Annotated in this window: 11 protein-coding genes and 1 pseudogene; 9 read left to right on the top strand and 3 right to left on the bottom strand. The window is 68.6% G+C overall.

Annotated features, from left to right (window positions below; all coding sequences use genetic code 11):
* Positions 1-44 precede the first annotated feature (44 nt).
* A complete protein-coding gene (locus VGR67_05710) occupies positions 45-1,160 on the bottom strand; it encodes a site-2 protease family protein (GenBank protein HEV8335892.1) in 1,116 nt (371 codons plus the stop codon).
* Between the two features lie 131 nt (positions 1,161-1,291).
* Between VGR67_05710 and VGR67_05705 the strand changes: the two genes are divergently transcribed.
* Positions 1,292-3,331: an aconitase family protein gene (locus VGR67_05705; GenBank protein ID HEV8335891.1), complete on the top strand. Its 2,040-nt coding sequence runs from the start codon at positions 1,292-1,294 to the stop codon at positions 3,329-3,331.
* 429 nt (positions 3,332-3,760) lie between these two features.
* Here VGR67_05705 and VGR67_05700 read toward each other — a convergent pair whose 3' ends face one another.
* A complete protein-coding gene (locus tag VGR67_05700) occupies positions 3,761-4,009 on the bottom strand; it encodes a VOC family protein (GenBank protein HEV8335890.1) in 249 nt (82 codons plus the stop codon).
* A gap of 199 nt (positions 4,010-4,208) precedes the next feature.
* Between VGR67_05700 and VGR67_05695 the strand changes: the two genes are divergently transcribed.
* The 4 genes and pseudogenes from VGR67_05695 to VGR67_05680 all read left to right on the top strand — a co-directional run bounded on the left by VGR67_05695 (position 4,209) and on the right by VGR67_05680 (position 7,511).
* Positions 4,209-4,715 carry a MarR family transcriptional regulator gene (locus tag VGR67_05695; protein HEV8335889.1) on the top strand — a complete coding sequence of 169 codons (507 nt, stop codon included), beginning with the start codon at positions 4,209-4,211 and terminating at the stop codon, positions 4,713-4,715.
* 53 nt (positions 4,716-4,768) lie between these two features.
* Positions 4,769-5,221: pseudogene (gene arsN2, locus VGR67_05690) on the top strand (arsenic resistance N-acetyltransferase ArsN2).
* A gap of 6 nt (positions 5,222-5,227) precedes the next feature.
* Positions 5,228-6,073: an arsenite methyltransferase gene (locus VGR67_05685; protein HEV8335888.1), complete on the top strand. Its 846-nt coding sequence runs from the start codon at positions 5,228-5,230 to the stop codon at positions 6,071-6,073.
* Between the two features lie 118 nt (positions 6,074-6,191).
* On the top strand, positions 6,192-7,511 hold the full coding sequence (locus VGR67_05680; GenBank protein ID HEV8335887.1) for a M20/M25/M40 family metallo-hydrolase: 1,320 nt from the start codon (positions 6,192-6,194) through the stop codon (positions 7,509-7,511).
* Between the two features lie 136 nt (positions 7,512-7,647).
* On the opposite strand, the gene VGR67_05675 is transcribed toward VGR67_05680, so the two are convergent.
* Positions 7,648-7,992 carry a hypothetical protein gene (locus tag VGR67_05675; protein HEV8335886.1) on the bottom strand — a complete coding sequence of 115 codons (345 nt, stop codon included), beginning with the start codon at positions 7,990-7,992 and terminating at the stop codon, positions 7,648-7,650.
* A 270-nt stretch (positions 7,993-8,262) separates the two neighbouring features.
* Between VGR67_05675 and VGR67_05670 the strand changes: the two genes are divergently transcribed.
* The 4 genes from VGR67_05670 (at position 8,263) to VGR67_05655 (ending at position 16,557) form a co-directional block, all read left to right on the top strand.
* The gene (locus VGR67_05670) at positions 8,263-11,490 is read left to right on the top strand and encodes a putative metal-binding motif-containing protein (protein HEV8335885.1); all 3,228 of its coding nucleotides are present in this window, start codon (positions 8,263-8,265) and stop codon (positions 11,488-11,490) included.
* A 209-nt stretch (positions 11,491-11,699) separates the two neighbouring features.
* Positions 11,700-12,575 (top strand): sigma-70 family RNA polymerase sigma factor, encoded by an 876-nt coding sequence (locus tag VGR67_05665; GenBank protein ID HEV8335884.1) that lies wholly within the window; start codon positions 11,700-11,702, stop codon positions 12,573-12,575.
* 14 nt (positions 12,576-12,589) lie between these two features.
* On the top strand, positions 12,590-13,234 hold the full coding sequence (locus tag VGR67_05660; GenBank protein HEV8335883.1) for a zf-HC2 domain-containing protein: 645 nt from the start codon (positions 12,590-12,592) through the stop codon (positions 13,232-13,234).
* Positions 13,234-16,557 carry a CHAT domain-containing protein gene (locus VGR67_05655; protein HEV8335882.1) on the top strand — a complete coding sequence of 1,108 codons (3,324 nt, stop codon included), beginning with the start codon at positions 13,234-13,236 and terminating at the stop codon, positions 16,555-16,557. Before VGR67_05660 ends, VGR67_05655 begins: the two co-directional genes overlap by 1 nt.
* The last annotated feature ends 857 nt before the right edge of the window (positions 16,558-17,414 follow it).

Below are 17,414 nucleotides of genomic sequence, written 5' to 3'. Positions count from 1 at the left end.
TCTATCACCCCCGGTCGAACGCCCTCCGCGAGCCCCGGGCGCCCTCACGTCTTCAGCTCCAGCCGGTTCTCGACGAGGGCGAGAAGCCGGTCCCGCCCGACGACGCCCATCACCTTGCCGTCCTTCACGACCGGCACCTGCCCGATGTTCCCTTCGATCATCATCTGCAGGACCTGATGGACGGGAGTCTCGGGAGCGGCCTTCTTCAGGCTCTCCTCCGGGACCATCACCGCCTGCAGCGAGGTCGTCTCCCATTCCTGGCGCGGGATCTTCTTGATCTCGTGGAGCGTGAGCAGGCCGCGCAGCCGATCGCCGTCAGTGATCAGGGCGCATCGCGCCCCGCCGCGCAGGAGGTGGTGCTCCACCAGCTCGGCGACGCTGAGCGACCCCGGAACCTCGAGGCACTCCCGCGTCATGAGGTCCTCGGCGCGGATGCCCCGGAGCGCCCGCCGGAAGCTCACCTGCGCGGCGGTGGTCTGCGCAGCCGTGAGGAGGAACCATCCGATGAAGCCGATCCACAAGCCTTCCAGCAGCTTCTGGGCGTAGAAAGCCCGCCACCCTCCGTAGATGATCATGCCGTAGGCGAACATCTGGCCCGACGCGACCGCGACGTCCGTGGCCCGCTCGAAGCTCCCGGTGAACCTCCAGACCAGCGCCCGGAACACCCGTCCCCCGTCGAGCGGCATCCCGGGGATCAGGTTGAACAGGGCCAGATACAGGTTGATCGTCCCGAGCCACTGCCCGAGAAAGGCCACCCCTTCGAAGTCGTCCCGCGTCAGGAAGTAGATGGTGTAGAAGAAGAGTCCGAGGGCGGCGCTCACCGCCGGGCCGGCCGCCGCGATCTGGAACTCCTGGGCGGGCCGCTCCGGCTCGCGCGTGATCTGGGCGACGCCGCCGAAGATGAACAGCGTGATCGACTTGACCGGAATGCCGAAATGGAGCGCCACGACGCAGTGCCCCACCTCGTGCAGCAGCACCGAGCCGAAGAACAGCAGGCTCGTCACGATGCCGAAGCCGAAGTGCTGCGGGCCCGTCCAGGCGGGATGGAGGTAGGCGTACTGGGTGGTGAGCGACAGGGTGATCAGGATGAAGATGATGAACCAGGAGGCATTCACCCCGACGGGTATGCCGAGGATCTTCCCGACTCGGAAGCTCTGCATCAGCGCCGTCTCCGCCCGCGGCCGGGCGCCGGGGCGAAGATTACTCTACCACCGCTCCCCGCTCGATGCACCCCCGCCCATCGCGGCCGCCCGGCCTCTGATAAGATGATTGTGACGTTAGGGAGACTGAAGTGACGCCGATCCGACCTCCTCGCTTCAAACCCGGGATGACCGCCGAGGCGATCGCCTCGGCGTCTGCGGGGCAGGCTGCCGCCGCCGATCCGCGGCGCCGGGTCACCGGGAAAGCTCTCATTTTCTGGGATCCGGCCCGCCCGGGAATGAAGCGCGACGCCATCGACACCGACCAAATCACGCCCTCCGCCGATTGCGTCTCGGAGAGTCTCGAGACGCTGGACGCGCGATGGAAGGCGGGATCCTTCCGGCACCTGATGCCCGATTTCCGCGAGCGCGTCCGCCGGGGGGAGACGTTTCTCATCGCCGGCGACCGCTTCGCGATTGGCTCCTCGCGGGAGATGTCGCCGGCGGGCCTGAAGGGGGTGGCGGAAGAGGCCGGGCGCGAGCTGGTGATCGTCTGCGGCGAGAATATGGGGGACATCTTCCGGAAGAACGCCTTGAACCTCGGCCTGCACGTCGTCCAGAGCCGTGAGGCGGTGGAGGAGGCGCGGGACGGCGACGAATTCTCGTTCGACACCGAGACCCGCGAGCTGCGGAACGTGACGCGGGGCAGGACGTACCGGGTGGCGCCCTTGACCGATCGGGAGGAGGAGATCCGGCGCGGCGGCGGGATCTTCACCGTGGGGCGCCGGGACTTTCTCGAATCGCTCCGGACCGTCCCGAGCGTGGAGTTTCCCGATCCGGAGACGGGGCGCCGGATGACGACGACGGAGCAGATCGTCTGGGCGCACCGCGTCGACCGGCGCGCCAAGGTCGCGCCGCGGGAGACCCTGCGGCTCTACGCCGATCTCCTCCCCGCTTCCGACGGCACGGGGCCGTTCGCCATCTACACCTTCAACCGGATCACGGGGGGCGACGCGATCGACCCGCGGCAGGCCGCCTTCGCGAGCGATCATTTCGTGTTCACCGGGAAGGAGGCCGATGAGAGGCAGACCTCGATCTCCCGGGAGTTCGCGAAGCTTCACGGGATCGAGCCGCCCTACTTCGCCACTCCGGGAGACGGGATTTTCCACTTCTATTTTCCGGAGCAGGGCTTGATCGTCCCCGGAGGCTTCTATCCGGGGGCCGACTCGCACAGCCGCGCCTACGGCGCTTATGGGGCCGTGGGGATCGGCGTCGGGAGCACGACGCTCGGTTACGGCTGGGCCACCGGATCGATCTATTTCACCCTCGCGCCCCAGCGGCGCGTCGTCTTCAGCGGCCGCCTCCAACCGTGGGTCAACGGGAAAGACGTCGTTCTCGAGCTGCTTAGGCGTTGGGGCGCTCCGCAGTCCCGCGGCATGGGCGTCGAATTCGTGGATCGCAACGGCCAGCTGCCGATCCCGTACCGCAACACCATCGCCAACATGATGGCCGAGGCGGAGGCGCAGAACGGGATTTTCTCGCCGGACGGGATCACGACCGCCTGGTTCCGGGAACGGGGGATCGAGCTTCCCTACCCGCCCGTGCGCCCCGGGGACGACGCCCGGTACGAAATCGACGAGACCCTCGATCTGTCCGGGGTCGTCCCGATGGTCGCCAAACCCTACAGCCCCGGCAACGCCTATCCCGCCGACGAGGTGGCGCGCGAGCGCATCCGGTTCGACAAGGCGTTCATCGGCTCCTGCACCAACGGCGGCTACGAGGATCTCCTGGGGGCGGCGCTCGTCATCCGCGCCGCGCGGCAGACGGGAGCCGTCCAGATCGCGCCCGACGCCGAGTTCGTGATCTTTCCCGGGAGCGGCCTGGTCAGAAAGCGGATCGAGAACCCCGACCCGCGCCTGGCCGGCGAATCGATCGCCTCCGTCTTCCGGAGCGTCGGTGGAAAAATTCGGGAGTCGTGGTGCGGTCCCTGCTTCGGCCAGGGGCCGGACGCCCTCCGCCCCGGCGAGCGCGCCGTCACCTCCTTCAATCGCAACTGGCAGAATCGCATGGGGGTCGGAGGCGAAGGGTACCTCGCCTCCCCTCAGGTGGTCGCCGCTTCGGCACTGCTCGGCTACATCGCCTCCCCGGCCGAGCTCGGCCTTGCCTGGAAGCCGGAGGAGTTCTCGGTCTAGGGTCGCGTCTCCGAAATCCCGTTACATTCGGCCGTCGGTCCATCCCGGCTTGCTGCGTTGCGCCTTGCTTGCGTACCACATGGGTACGCGGCACTTCGGCGCGCCTTGCAATCCGGGCGCCTCGACGGCCTCGATGTTAACGTCAATTTCTGAGACACAACCCTAGCCAAACCCCGCGACGACCCGCACCTACCTGCCAAAGAACTGGAGCAGGTTCCCCGAGTTGTCCCGAACGACGACGTTCGCTCGCTGGTTGCCGCGCGCCGGGAACGGCCCGTAGGCGATTTCGAACGCCTCGTGACCTGAGCTTTGCGAGGGTGCCCTCGAAATCTTCCACGAACAGCCCGGCTTTGAAGATGCCGTGAACCGATTGCGCTCCTGGCAGGCTCGGCGACACCTTGCTCGACGGCAAAGCCCCGTCGAGCTGCATCAGCTCGACGGGGAGTCCTCCCCCCCGAGGACTACGACAGCCGCCTTGTCCTGCTTCGGGGTCTCCGTCACGATTCTGAGGCCCAGCATCTCCGAGTACCACCGGGAGCTGGCCCGCAAATCGGCGACCGAAAGCGCGAAAAAAGCCCCCGAGGCGGACTTGAACGGCCACTCCACCCCGGACTCGGACGACGGTCCTTGGGTCGCCACGGGGAGAATCAGCCCCAGCAACAAACCGATCGCTTTCATGGTGTCTCCTCGGAATGAGAAACGCCCGGCGTCTTGAGCCCTTTTCCTTCTGGGCCATGGACCTGTTCTGGAACCTCAAGCCTTGATACGCAGAGACGAGCCTACGCCCGCGGGCGCCCGGCGGATTCGCCAAAAAAAGGACTTGACGCCCCGCTTCCTTGGCCGTAATGTTGTCAGCGACAACTATCGGAGAGGCTTCATGCCGACCGCCCCTGCAAGTCTGGCTCGCGACCCGGCGCTGGATCGGGACACGCGCGACCTGTACGCCGCGCTCACCGACCTCGTCCGCCTTTATCAGTTCCGCGACCGGAACGTGATCTGCTGCCACGACGTGTCGGTGACCCAATGCTACGCCCTCCAGACGCTCACGCGCGGCGGCTCCATGACCCTCGGGGCGCTGGCCAGGGATTTGCTGCTCGACAAGAGCACCGCAAGCCGCGTGATCGAGACGCTGGAGCGCAAGGGCTACGTGCGCCGCTCGTCGCACCCGCAGGATGCCCGCGCCATCCTCATCGATCTCACGGCGAAAGGTCGCGTCCTGCACGATCGGATCGAGCGTGAGCTGCTCGCCGAGGAGCGCGGCGTCATCGCCAACCTGGAGCCGGAGGTGCGGCGCGCGGCCATCGGCGTGGTGCGGGATCTGGCCCGGGTGGCCGCGGCGCGCATCGGGCGCAACGCCTCCTGCTGCGCCCCCGACGGGGAGTGATTTTTTTCGACCACACTGTTGTTACTAACATCTACATTCAGCGAGGTGGGATCATGACGGCGAAGTGGCTGAAGCGCGCGGAGCAATCCCCGGCATCGTGGGCTCTGCGGACGGCGCGCGCCGAGGACCTGGAGGCGGCGCGGGCGCTCATGAGGAGCTGTGACCTTCCGGCGGAGGGGCTCGCCGATCAGTTGGACGAGCGCTACGTGGTCGCCGAGAGGGAGGGCGATCTGGTCGGCGTGGCCGGAGTGGAGCGGCACGGCCGGCTGGGCCTCCTCCGCTCGGTCGCGGTCGCCCCGTCGATGCGGCGCTCGGGGCTGGGCGCGGCGCTGGTGGGCGAGCGGATCGCCTGGTCCCGCCGGCACGGCATCGAATCGCTCTACCTCCTCACCATGAACGCCGAGCGCTATTTTTCGCGCCATGGGTTCAGGAGCCTGGATCGCGACGCCGCGCCGCCCGAGATTCGGGCCAGCAGCCAGTTCACCGACCTGTGCCCGTCCAGCGCGGTGCTCATGCGCTACGAGAGCGAGCGGTCCGCCGCGCCCCTGACTGCCGCCGGCGGCCTGCGCGAGGCAGTGCGCGACCACTACGCGCGCGCGGCGCGCGAGGCCCGCGCCGGCAAGAGCGCCTGCTGCGGCGCCTCCTGCGGCGCCGGCGACCCCATCACCTCGGGCCTTTATGAGGCGGCGGAGCTGCAGGACCTGCCGGAGGAAGCCGTCCGCGCTTCCCTGGGCTGCGGGAATCCGGCGCTGCTCGCCGAATTGCGCGAAGGCGAGACCGTGCTCGACCTCGGCTCCGGCGGGGGCATCGACGTTCTCCTTTCCGCGCGCCGCGTCGGCCGGAGCGGCAAGGCCTACGGGCTCGACATGACCGACGAGATGCTGGAGCTGGCCCGCGAGAACCAGCGCCAGGCGGGAGTCGACAACGTCGAGTTCCTCAAGGGGGAGATCGAGGCGCTGCCGCTGCCCGACTCGTCGGTCGACGTCGTCCTCTCCAACTGCGTGATCAACCTCTCGGCGGACAAGGGCCGCGTCCTGAAAGAAGCCTTCCGCGTCCTCAAGCCCGGAGGCCGCTTCGCGGTCAGCGACATCGTCGTGCGCCGCCCGGTCCCGGCCGAGATACGCCGCAACGCGGAGCTGTGGGCCGGTTGCGTCGCCGGCGCCTTGGAGGAGTGGACGTATCGCGATCTTCTGCGCCAGGCGGGCTTCGAGGACGTCGAGGTCGTGCCGACGCGCGTCTACACCGCGCGGGACGCCAAAGCGATCACGGCCAAGGCGGCGCCCGATCCGGAAACCCTCGCGCGGCTTGACGGCGCGTTCATGAGCGCTTTCGTGCGGGCGACGAAACCCCGTAAATAACAGCACTTTCCCCTCATCGTGGGGCGCGCATCCGACGCATGAGTCGGCGGCGGGGAAGCTCGTCCCAGCGGTTCCGGAGGGTTGGCCGATCAACGACTCGACGAGACAAGGAGGACCGATGCGGAGAAGGATGGAACTGGCGACGGCACTGCTGCTCCTGGTCGCCGGCGCGGCGAATCGGCTCGAAGCTTCGGGAGGCATGGCGCCGGCGGCGGATAGGGAGCGCATCGTGGCCGCCGCCCGGGGCGGCGCCAGCGCGGGGACCTTCGCGCGGCATCTGGCGGGCGAGATCGGGCCGCGGCTCACCGGCACGAAGAACCTGGCGATCGCCGAGCGTTGGGCGCGCGACGAATTCGAGCGGATGGGTCTGGAGAACGTCCGCCTCGAGAAGTGGGGCGTCTACCAGGCGGGCAAGGGCTTCGCCAAGCGGCCGGGGCCGCGGGCGCTGGCGGTGCACAACGTGGTGGGCGAGATTCGCGGCAGCGCCAAGTCCGACGAGCTGGTGCTCGTCGGGGCGCACCTGGATTCCTGGGACTTCGCCCAAGGCGCGACCGACAATGCCGCGGGGTGCGCGGCGATCCTCGAGGCCGCCCGGTCGTTGCGGGCTTCGGGCGTGAGGCCGGCGCGGACGATCCGCTTCATCCTCTTCACGGGCGAGGAGCAGGGGCTGTTGGGGGCGAAGGCGTACGTGGAGAGCCACCCCGAGGTGCTCGCGAAGACCTCGGCCTTTCTCAACATGGATGCCGGAACCAACCCGATCTCCGGGCTCGTCGCCACGGAGGCGATGCGCCCCGATCTCTCCGAGGCCCTTGCCGTGCTGTCCCGCCTCGACGCCTCGCGGAGCTTCACGTTGACCACCGTCGCTTCATTCGCGCTCCCGTCGGACTGCTGCAGCGACGGCGCCACCCACTCCCGCGAGACCGGCTCTTCCTGCCGCCCGGCGGGCGACTCCGGCGCGAGCGAACGCGCGGGCGCGCGGCCCCCCGAGCCATCCTGCACCAAGGCTTCGAAAGCCTCGTGCGCGACGGCGCCGCGGGCCGACGCCCCTCCCGGCCCCTCGTGCTCCGAGGCGCCGGGCTTAGGGAAAGCTCCCTGCGGCTCGTCGGCCTGCGCGCGGCAAGCCCCGAACGCGGGCGCGGGCGGCTGCGCCAGCGACCACACGGTCTTCCTGCGCGCCGGCGTGCCGGCCTTCATCTTCGAGCAGGAGGGCCGGGCCGACTATGCACGCACGCACCACACCGAGTTCGACACGTTGGACGCGCTCGATCTGGAGGCGATCCAGCACTCGGCGTTGGTGGTGGCGCTGGCGGCGTTCGGCATCGCCGATCTTCCGGAGAGGCTCTCCCGCGCCAATCTCCTGTCGGCGGACGGCCCGGACGCGCCGCCCCGCTGCGGCGGCCCCTCTTCGAACGGCGCACCCGCGCTCCTGTCCTATTGAGGGCGCCATCACCGGACGGAGGATTGATCCTTCAGCGGTCAGCGCGTCGAGCTGGTGATCCGGGTCCTCGAGCCGATTTTCTTCCTGCTGCAGGCGCGCGATCAGCTCCGCCTCGCGGCCGCGCCGTCCCTGAAGCTCACGCTCGATGGAGGCCACCGCCTGCTTGATCCGTTTGGCTTCCTCCTCGAGGCTGTGCTGCTCCGGCCCGGTCTCGAGCTTCGAGTGCTCCTCGGCGGTCCTTCGGGCGGTCGATCGTGCCCGCTTTCGCATCCTCCAGATTGGCCAGCTCCGAGCGGACGTGCGCCTGCTGGATCCTCATCCGCTCGATCGCCATCTGGAACCGGGTGTTGGCGAGCGTCGCGCGCTGCAGCACCACCCGCAGCTGGTGAACCTCGGCCAGGAGCTTCGGGAGCGTCGTCTCGGCGCCCTGGATCGCGGCGGCGGGCGAATCCTTTCCTTTCAGGAGCCGGCGCGGCGGCAACCGCCAGAGCCCATCCGGCAAGCAGGCCGAGCAGGCAGCACCACGCTGACGTCTTGGCGATGCCCATGAAATCCTCCCCTCAGCGCATTGAAACGATCCTTGAATCTCCTCTCCCGACTCCCCTTCGTCGCCGGCCGAGCCCTCCCCCGGGAGGGCCGCCGAGAGGCGCAGCGGCGTTTTTTGTCCGTTGATCCTCCGGCGAGAGCAAACAGGCCGCGCCTCCGGACCGGCTCCCGCGCCGGAGTGCGCCGGCCCCCAGGGAGGGGAAAGATGAGAGTTCACCGGAGTGCGATCTACCCGGCCGCGTTCCTCGCATTGATCCTGCTGGCGCTCGGCTTCGTCGCCGCCCGGCCGCGCGCCGAGACCCGCGCCAAGCCGCCGCGCCTCAGCTTGGCCCAGAGGGCTTACCGCGTCACCACCGAGAAGCTCCCCACGGGAGAGACGGAGATCAAGAGGGTCTTCAAGAAGGCCATCCCCTATGACGAGTATGTCGAGGCTCTGAACGAGGAGCGCTCGGGCGCCTCGGGATCCGGGCCCGTGATGCCGACGCCCCTCTCCCTCCCTCCGAGCCGCTGGAGGACGCAGGGGATCGCCGGCCTGGAATCGACCAACGTCATGTGCACTCCTCCTCTGGACGGCGACTTCGACGGGGACGGCTTCACCGACGCGACCGTCCCCACCGACGATCGGCCGGAGCGCTCGGGCGCGTACGTGGCGGATCGCGCGCGGATCACCGCCGAGTTCGACACCAAGATCGAGCCCTCGATCACCTACCACTACAACAACAGCACCGAAATCCTGACCGAGATCCAGAGCTTCCACCAGGACAACGTCCAGATCAAGACCGCGGTGAAGGAAGCGCTCGAGATCATCAGCAAGTTCAGCACCCCCGGAGGGATCAAGCTGGGCTTCGGCCTCAAGCTCAAGAAGCCCTTCTTCTCGCTGAGCGACGTGAACGTCGTCTTCGAGACGCAGCGGAACCGCAATTACGCCTGGACGCGCGAGACGACGCGCGACATCGAGACGCGATTCTCGAACCTCCGGACGCTCAAGGAGAACAACATCGTCACCGTCGGCGAGAACGACGGGAAGGTGACGGGCTCGTTCCGCCTGATGAACGTCTCCGACTATCCGATCACCATCGACGTCACCAACTTCACGATCCTGGTCGTCGCCTTCAGCCCCTTCACCGGAGTGAAGCACGTCATCGCCGACATCACGATTCCCGACACCCTCACGCTGGGGTGGGGCGAAAACAACAACTTCGTCTCCCGGCCCGCCCAGCTCGTGGGCGTGAACACCAACGACATGTTGAATTCCCTGGCCGAGGGGTGGGTCTACGATTTCGAGCTGGCGGGCGGGTACACGGTCACGGACCATGCCAGCGGGGCCGACGTGGGGGCGCTGATCTCCCGGATCAACGGCCGGAACGCCCGGATCTCCATCATCTATGGGGATACCACGCCGCGGCAGTACGGGCAGGTCTCCGTCTATCAGGCGGGCTCCGCGTGCCTGACGGCCCGCGACATGCTCACGACCTACGTGGGAGCCGCGAACGTCGACTTCGGCCGGATGCCCGACAACACGCTGATCGTCACGCGGATCAACCATCGCGCCAACAAGTGGGCCGACCAGGATTTCGACGACCTCACCCCGGCGCAGCAGGCCGAGTACGGCCGCTGGGTGGTCGGATTCCGGTACGCCACGCAGCCGCTGACCACGCTGGACATGGAGAACACCTTCATCTTTCCCGAGGACAAGATCTACTTCTACTACGTCACCGCGAACGACTACCGCGAGGACGCTAGGCCGGCCGACGTCCAGCCTTCCTTCGCCGTAGCGAACGACGGCACGGGGCCCTCCGAGATGGTGGTGGCGACCGCCGTCAACACGAACGACCTGGTGCAGCTCAACGTCCAGGGCGCGTTCCAAATCGAGCAGGCCTATTCGCAATCCGCCGGAACCGTCGCCGCGTGCGGCAAGATGATCTACAAGTCCACTTATTACGGCCATCGCGTCCAATACGACTCGCGGAACCACAGCATCACCGTCCCCAACGCCGACTTCTATGGGCTCCAGATCAAGTTCGGCGGGCTGAGCTGGATGACCCTGGCCGACCTCCTCGCGGATCCAACGGCCGGCGCCAAGGTCGTCTCCTTCCGCGGCTACCCCTACTACGACTTCGCGATCCAGTTCCGGGCGACCCCCTCGCTTCTCGCCAACTACCCGACCCGCAACCTGCAGGTCCGCATCGTCAAGCCGCGCCAGGTCTTCCCGCAGGTCGGCTGGTCGGGGTTCGACGTCCAGGGCCGCGCGACCACCTGCTTCCACAGCGAAACGGCAGGGTTCTTCCACGACACCGGGACCGTCTCCGTCTGGTACCGGCTGGAGAACGCCGATCTCGACCTGGACGGCTTCGCGACCACGGAGAGGACGGGGCTCGATTTCGACGACGCCAACGCCCGGAGATTCCCCTACTCGCCCGAGCACCTCGACGGTGTCGACAACGACGGCGACACCCTGGTCGACAACCGTCCGCTCCTCTGTCCCTCGGAGCTGAAGAGCTACGATTCGGGAACCTGCAAGATCGACGATCGCATGGGATGGTACGGTCCCGCGCCCAACGTCTCGATGGATCGCCGCTGGAACCGGACCGATGGAACGTCCACGGCGTGGGAGGCGATCGGCAGCGGCGTCCTGAAGTACGACTTCACGATGCTTCCCGATCCGGCGAATGCCTCGCTGGAGGTCCGGCTGACCCATTACCCCGCGGGCGGCGGAGTCTTCAGCGGCTCGAACCTGATTCAGCACGTGCCCGGCGGCGGGATTCCCGTCTTCGGAACAGGCCAGGATTTCGAGGCGGAGGCGGGAGCCCTGATCCTCCCCATGAAGGCGGCCACCAGCGGCCCGGACACCTACGTCTCGGTCCCGGCCGGCAGCTCCAATCCCTCCCAGGCCTCGGCCGAATACCGGATCGCGATTGGCTTGGCCGGAGATTACGTGATCTGGAGCCGCGTCTACGCCTCGGGCTCGTCCGACAACTCGTTCCTGGTGACCCTCACCGATCCGGCCGGAGCAGGCGTCAATTTCGGCTTCGGGACGAATGCGAGCTTCCAGTTCGACAAGGCGGTGCCGAACTACGGCGGCGGGAGCTTCGGCTGGACGCAGGTCGGGCACTATAATGCGTCGGTCTCCCCGACGCAGAACCTGAATCCGATCGTCTACCACCTCGCCGCCGGAACCTACACGATCCGCTTCCGGCCGCTGGAGCTCGGCGCGCGCCTCGACAAGATCCGGGTCGACCGCTATTGCGTCGATGCCGACGGCGACGGTTACACGACATGCGCCGGAGACTGCAATGACGCCGACCGCGCGGTGAATCCCGGGCGCGCCGAGGATTGCGCCACTTCGATCGACGACAATTGCAACGGATCGGTGAACGAAGGATGCTCTCCCGGCGGAGGTGGCTCGCCGATTTTTATCAAGGTCAAGTACTAGAGAGGCTCGACGCGGTCCATTGCGCGCCCCGGCCGGCCTTCCGACGGACCCCGGCCGGGGTTTTCTTTGTCCGACGAAATCGGCGAGACTTCCCGCTCTCCCCGGGTATATTCTGATAGGGTGGTTCTTCGTCCCCCCCCCTTCAGGACGCCGCGCGCGACGACGGCTCTCCGGCCGCCGTCGGCCGCCCGGCCGGGATGGCGCGAATCATGGACGAGCAGGCGGAACGGGAGATCCTGTCCCGCGTCGCCCGGCGCGAGCCGGGCTCGTGGGAGGAGTTCCTGGAAGCTTTTGCCGGCGTGCTCTTCCGCGTCGCGTGCCTCTTCGCCGACGGCTACGACGATCGAATGGACCTCTTCCTCCTGATCTGCTCGCGCCTCAAGGAGGATGACCTGAAGCGGATCCGCGTCTTTCGCGAGCGCCCCGGGGCGCCCTGCCGCTTCTCGACCTATCTCGCCGTGGTGGCGAAGAACATCGGCGTCGACTTCGTCCGGGCCCGGGAGGGACGGTACCGGCCCTTCGGCAAGGTGGCGGCCATGGACGAGACCGATCGCCTGCTCTTCGAATACATCCTTCGCGAGGGACGGCAGGTGGAGGAGGCCCGCGGACTTCTGAAGGGACGGCACGGCATCACGCTGGGCTCGGCCGAGGCGGAGGAGCGCTCGGCGAGAATCACCGCGACGCTGTCCCCGAACCAGCGCTGGAAGCTTCTCGCCCGCCTCGCCTCCCGGCAGGGCTCCCTTTCGATCGACCCGGTGCGGGAGTCGGCCGGCGACCCGGATCATCCCCTGCCGCTGCGGAGCCGGAACGGCGATCCGGAGTCGGCGCTGCGAGGCGAGGAGGCGTGGAGGATCCTCGGCGAGGCGATGGAGGAGATGGAGCCCCGCCTGCGGCTCGCTCTGGCGCTGAAGTTCCGCGACGGAATGAGCCACGCGGAGATCGCCGAGTTCTTCGCCGTCTCGCCGGAGGAGGCCGAAGCGCTCGTCCGTGACGCCCTCGGGAGCCTCCGCGATCGGCTGGCGGGCTCCGGCATCGCCCCTCTCGATCTCGAATCGGCCCACGCCGCGTCCTTCTGGCCGTCATGAGCGAGGAGAAGGCCGTGAAGGAGACGCGTGTTCAGGAAGATCATCCCGACGAGCTGACCACCGCCGTCTATCTCGAAGGAAGGCTTCCGCCGGATGCCCTGCGGACCTTCGAGTCGCATCTCGCCCGCTGCGACGCGTGCCGCGCCGGCATCGCGCTGCTGCGATCCGCCGGGTCGGCGGGGGAGGCCGCGCCCCGCGAGTTCATCGCCCGGGCGAAGCAGGCGGGAGACCCGGGAAGCCCGGCGCGGCGATGGCTCACGCCTCCCCGGGCCGCCGGCCTGGCCGCTTCTCTGCTGATCGTGGCCGCGCTTGCCGCCTATCTCTCTCCCTCGACGCCGCCGCGCGGGGCCGCAACCTATCGCGGCGGCGGCGCGGGCGGTTTCGAGGACCTCGTCCCTTCGGCCGGGTCCACGGCGCCCGCGGGAGCGATCGTTTTCCGCTGGTCGAGGGTCCGCGGAGCCGATCGTTACGTCATCGACGTCCACAGCGCGTATGGGGAGAATCTCGCCAGCTTCACCGTTCCCGCGGGCACGTCCTCCGCGCACTGGCCCTCCGGCGTCCCGGGGCCTCGGCCCGGAACCCTGATTTGGCGGATCCGCGCACTGGCGCTGGATCGAGTCCTGGCCGAGAGCCGGCCCATCGCCTTCGAGGCGCGCTGATGAGGATCCCCCCCGCGCTGCGGGCCGCGGCGGGACTGGGCGCGGCGATCGTCGCGATATTCCTGGCTACCGTCACGGCCGGCTTCACCGGCGAAGACGACGCCCCGGCCCTCATCGAGAAGACGCGGGCGCTTCTCGACTCCTCGGACATCCGATCGATTTCCCGCCTGGTGGCGGCCGATCGCGCCGGGACCTACGAGGCGGTCGACCGTCTCCTCAATCAAGGCGACGCCGCGAGCCGGCGGCTCGAAGACGCCTTGTCGGAGGCTTACGCGGCCGCCTTCCGGGACGAATCCCTGCGGCAGCGGATCCGGACCTTCCGCGCCTGGACGCCGGCCCAGCGAGCGGAGCGAAACGCCGCGCTCGGTGTGAAGAACGCCGGCAAGAAGGAGGCGATGGCAGGAAGGTTTCCCCAGGCGATTGCGGGTTTCGCGAAGGCGCTTCCGATCTTCCGCCGTCTCGGGGACCTGCGGGAGGAGGCGCGATGTCTCTCGAACCTGGGGGGGATGGCCGCCCAGGAGGGAGATTACGCGACAGCCCTCACCCGTCTCGGAGAAGCCAAGGACGCGGTGCGGAAGTCGGGTGATCTCGCGCTGTTGGCGGCGATCGAGAGCAACCGCTCGCTCGTCTACTCAGGTCGCGGACAGATGCCGGAAGCGCGGACCGCGCTCCAAGGAGCGCTGGAGGTCGCCCAGACTCTCGGGCTGCGCGATGACCAGGCGGCAATCCTGCTGAACCTGGCGAACCTCGAACAAAATCTGGGGCAGACCGAAGCCGCAATCGACCACTCCCAAAGAGCCGCCCAGGCGGGCCGCGCCCTGGGAGACGCACAAATCGAGTCCCTCGCCTGGCAGAACCTCGGGGTCCTCTACTCTCGCAAGGGAGAAAGGCGCCGGGGAGACGAGAGTCACCGGAGGGGGGCTGAAATCGCCCGCAAAGCCGGCCTCTGGAAGGAAGAGGCCCAGGCGTGGCTGAGTCTCACCGAATCGCAGATCGCACAGCGTGATTTTCAAGGCGCGCGGAGAAGCCTCGAGCGCTGCCGGGCCGCCGCCGGTCAGACCAATTCGATCCTGACCCGCGCCCGGGTGGAGATGGCCGCGGCGCACCTCGAGAACGAGCAAGGACACTACGAGCCGGGTCTGACGCACCTGGACGCGGCGCAGGCGGCTCTCCAAAATGCCGAAGATCCCTCCCTGCTCGGACGGATCCATGGAGAGCGCGCGGCGGCACTCTTCTACATCGGCCGCTACGAAGAGACGGTGTCGGAGCTCACGCAGGCAATCCGCTACGTCGCGACGGCTTCGGAGCCCGGCCACGAGGCTCTCTACCGGATGAACCTAGGACAGATCCTCTCTCTCCTGGGGGAGCCGCGCCGCGGAATCTCGGAGCTGGAGAGCGCTTCCCGTCTCTATCGCGGAGCCGGAGATCGCCGCGGGGAGGCGATGGTGCTCCAGGTCCTGGGACTGATCCGCTTCCAGCTCGGCGAGCCGGCCGCTGGCAGGGAGGCGCTCGAGGCGGCGCTGAAGGCGCTGCGCGACACCCCGAGACCGGCGGAGCGGGCCGAGGCGATGACCGACCTCGCCGCCTTGGAGCTGGCTTCCGGCCATCGTGCAAGAGCGGTGGAGCTGGTCCAGGAGGCGTCGCGGGTCTTCGAGCCCGAGAACGATCTGCATGGCATCGCCTATGCCCATGTCGTCGAGGCGGAGGCTCTGCTTCAGGGAGGGAGCCCCGCCGGGGCGCGCGCCGCTTTGGGGCGGATTCGCCGACTCTCCCAGGGGCGGCCGAACGTCGAATTCGACTGGAAGATCCTGCATCTCGAAGGGCGCGTCGCGGAAAGCACGGGAGATCTCGACTCGGCTCGCCGATCGTACGAACGCTCCGTGTCCGAAGTGGAGCGGCTCCGTAGCAGCGTGCGGCCCCTCCCGTGGCGCGCCGCGGTCCTCGAAGATCGAATCGCGCCCTATCGCTCCCTCGTCCGGCTCAGCCTCCGCCGGGGAGAGGTGGAGGAAGCCTATCGGGTCGCCCGGGCGGCCAAGGCGCGCACCTTCGCCGAGCGTCTTACGCTCCCCGATTTCGCATCCGGCCTCCCCGAGGACGTCGCCTCACGCTCCGCGCTCTCGTCTCCCGCTTCCCTTCATTCCGGCTCCCGGCTCCAGCCGGAGCCGGTCGCGCCGCTCGATCGTCTCCAGCGCCTGCTGCGAGCCCGTGAACTCATGCTCGACTATTTCGTCGCGGACCAAGAGCTGTTGGTGTTCGTAATCCGCCGTGAAGCGCTCGGCGTCCAGGCGATTTCGCTGGAGAAGCGTGCGGCCTCCTGGACCGGAGCGCTCGAGACGCTGCGACATCCGGGAAGGCCGGATCGCGGGGATGCGGCCGTTACTGAGACGTGGAAACGGGCCGCCGCGCTCGCCGGCCGGACGCTGCTCGAGCCGGTCGCCTCCGAGCTCCTCGGCGCCGACCAGCTCCTGGTCGTCCCCGCGGGGCCGCTCCAGGGCGCGCCGTTCGGGGCGCTCCTCTGGCGGGAGCGCCCGGTGATCGAGCGCTGGAGCGTCTCGATTCTGCCCGCGGCGGAGTCGCTCTTTTCCCGCGCCGCTTCGCGCGCCGGCCCTGCCGGCGCGATCCTCGCCATGGCCAACCCGGGTGAAGAGAACCTGCCGGGCGCCGAAGAGGAGGCGCGGCGGATTGCCCGCCTCGCCGCCGCGCGGGTGGACGTTCTGACCGGCGCGTCGGCCCGCGAGGCCGTGTTGCGAAGGAGCGCGGGAGACTATGAGGTGATCCACCTTGCGGCTCACGGCAGGCTCGACCCACTCTCGCCGCTCCATTCCTACCTGGCGCTCTCCCCCGGCGAAGGGGAGGATGGACGCCTCGAAGCGGGAGAGATCGCGGCGCTGCCGATCCGGGCCGCACTCGTCGTCCTGAGCGGCTGCGAGACCGCCGTGGAGCGCGGCACGGCGCGCGGCGACGCCCCGGGGGAGGAGCGCACCTCTCTGGCGCGCGCCTTCCTTTCGGCCGGAGCCGGGACGGTCATCGCGAGCCTCTGGGAGATGGAGGATCGATCGGCTCTCTCCATCCTGCCGGCGCTCTATCCGCGCCTCTCCCATTCTTCGCCCGCGGCGGCGCTGGCGGAGCTGCAGCGCGATCTCATCCATGGGCGGATCGCGGGGGCGGGAGGCCGCCCGCTCGACCACCCCTTCTATTGGGCCGGTCTCGCCGCTTTCGGCGCCGGCGGGCCGGAGGCGGCGCCGGAGCGCGACGCCTCGAAGCCGGACCGGGAAGCTGCCAGACCGAGAAGCGCCCGCAGCGTCAGGAAGCTCGATCCGTAGGATGCCGGCTCGGCGTCCCGAAGCCTCCAACACCCGTCCTTCCCCTGCGCCTCGAGAAGCACTTCGACTGCCCTTCTTCTCAGCTGCTTTCCCGTCTCGTCGTCGAGGATTTCGCAGGTCGCCAGGTTGGCCCATTCGACGAGGGCGGGGCTCGAGGCGCCCGCCTGCCGGTCCGCCCAGATCCGCAGGGCCTCGCGTGCCTCGCGCTTCAATTCCTGCGCGCCGTACGCGTCCCCTTCACCTTTTCCCGCGCCCCCGCCGGGAATGCGGCCTGCGCGCTGCGCTTCCTCGAGGACCATCCCCAGGTGAAAGGCCTCGTAGAACGCCGCCCGGCTTCCCGGTTCGCCCGTCGCGGCGCGACGCAAGGTCGCTGCGATGCGTGCCAGGACCGAGGAGGCGCCAGCCAGCCCCGGGCCCGACGGAGAAGCCAGGAGCTTTAGGCACCAGCACTCGTCGGCGTCGGCGCGAAAGCGCTCTTCCTCGGAATAGAGATTCTGCGGAAGCCAGCCGTCCCCGTCGATCGCCCGGGCGACGTTCTCCGCCATGACCCGATCCTGCGCGAGCCATCCGACCATGCAATAGGTGTCCAGGGCGATCCCTTGCGGGCTCGGCTGACGGCGGACGTTGGATAGTCTACGGCTTCGCCAGAGGGGCGCCGTCCGCTCCAGCGTCCGCCGGGCCGCTGCGGCCGCTCCCAGGATAGGATCGAGGCTCGCCCCACCGGGCGGCGACTCGCCATCCAGCAGCGCCAGGATGAAATCGGCGTCGATGCGCCTATAGGTCAGCGGCGGCAATCCCGGAGGAGTCGGGAGAGCTTCCCCGCGATACACGAAAGTGAGGTAGGGATCCCGGAATCC

This window comes from Candidatus Polarisedimenticolia bacterium (assembly GCA_036004685.1).
GTDB lineage: Bacteria > Acidobacteriota > Polarisedimenticolia > Gp22-AA2 > AA152 > DASYRE01.
The sequence above is the reverse complement of the archived record's forward strand: the minus strand, read 5'-3'. Positions and strand labels throughout refer to the sequence as shown.

Bases quoted from the DNA above. Each gene is read 5' to 3' on its own strand.
- VGR67_05710 (HEV8335892.1), bottom strand. From the start codon at position 1,160: ATGCAGAGCTTCCGAGTCGGGAAGATCCTCGGCATACCCGTCGGGGTG.
- VGR67_05700 (HEV8335890.1), bottom strand. From the start codon at position 4,009: ATGAAAGCGATCGGTTTGTTGCTGGGGCTGATTCTCCCCGTGGCGACC.
- VGR67_05695 (HEV8335889.1), top strand. From the start codon at position 4,209: ATGCCGACCGCCCCTGCAAGTCTGGCTCGCGACCCGGCGCTGGATCGG.
- VGR67_05685 (HEV8335888.1), top strand. From the start codon at position 5,228: ATGCGCTACGAGAGCGAGCGGTCCGCCGCGCCCCTGACTGCCGCCGGC.
- VGR67_05680 (HEV8335887.1), top strand. From the start codon at position 6,192: ATGCGGAGAAGGATGGAACTGGCGACGGCACTGCTGCTCCTGGTCGCC.
- VGR67_05670 (HEV8335885.1), top strand. From the start codon at position 8,263: ATGAGAGTTCACCGGAGTGCGATCTACCCGGCCGCGTTCCTCGCATTG.
- VGR67_05665 (HEV8335884.1), top strand. From the start codon at position 11,700: ATGGACGAGCAGGCGGAACGGGAGATCCTGTCCCGCGTCGCCCGGCGC.
- VGR67_05655 (HEV8335882.1), top strand. From the start codon at position 13,234: ATGAGGATCCCCCCCGCGCTGCGGGCCGCGGCGGGACTGGGCGCGGCG.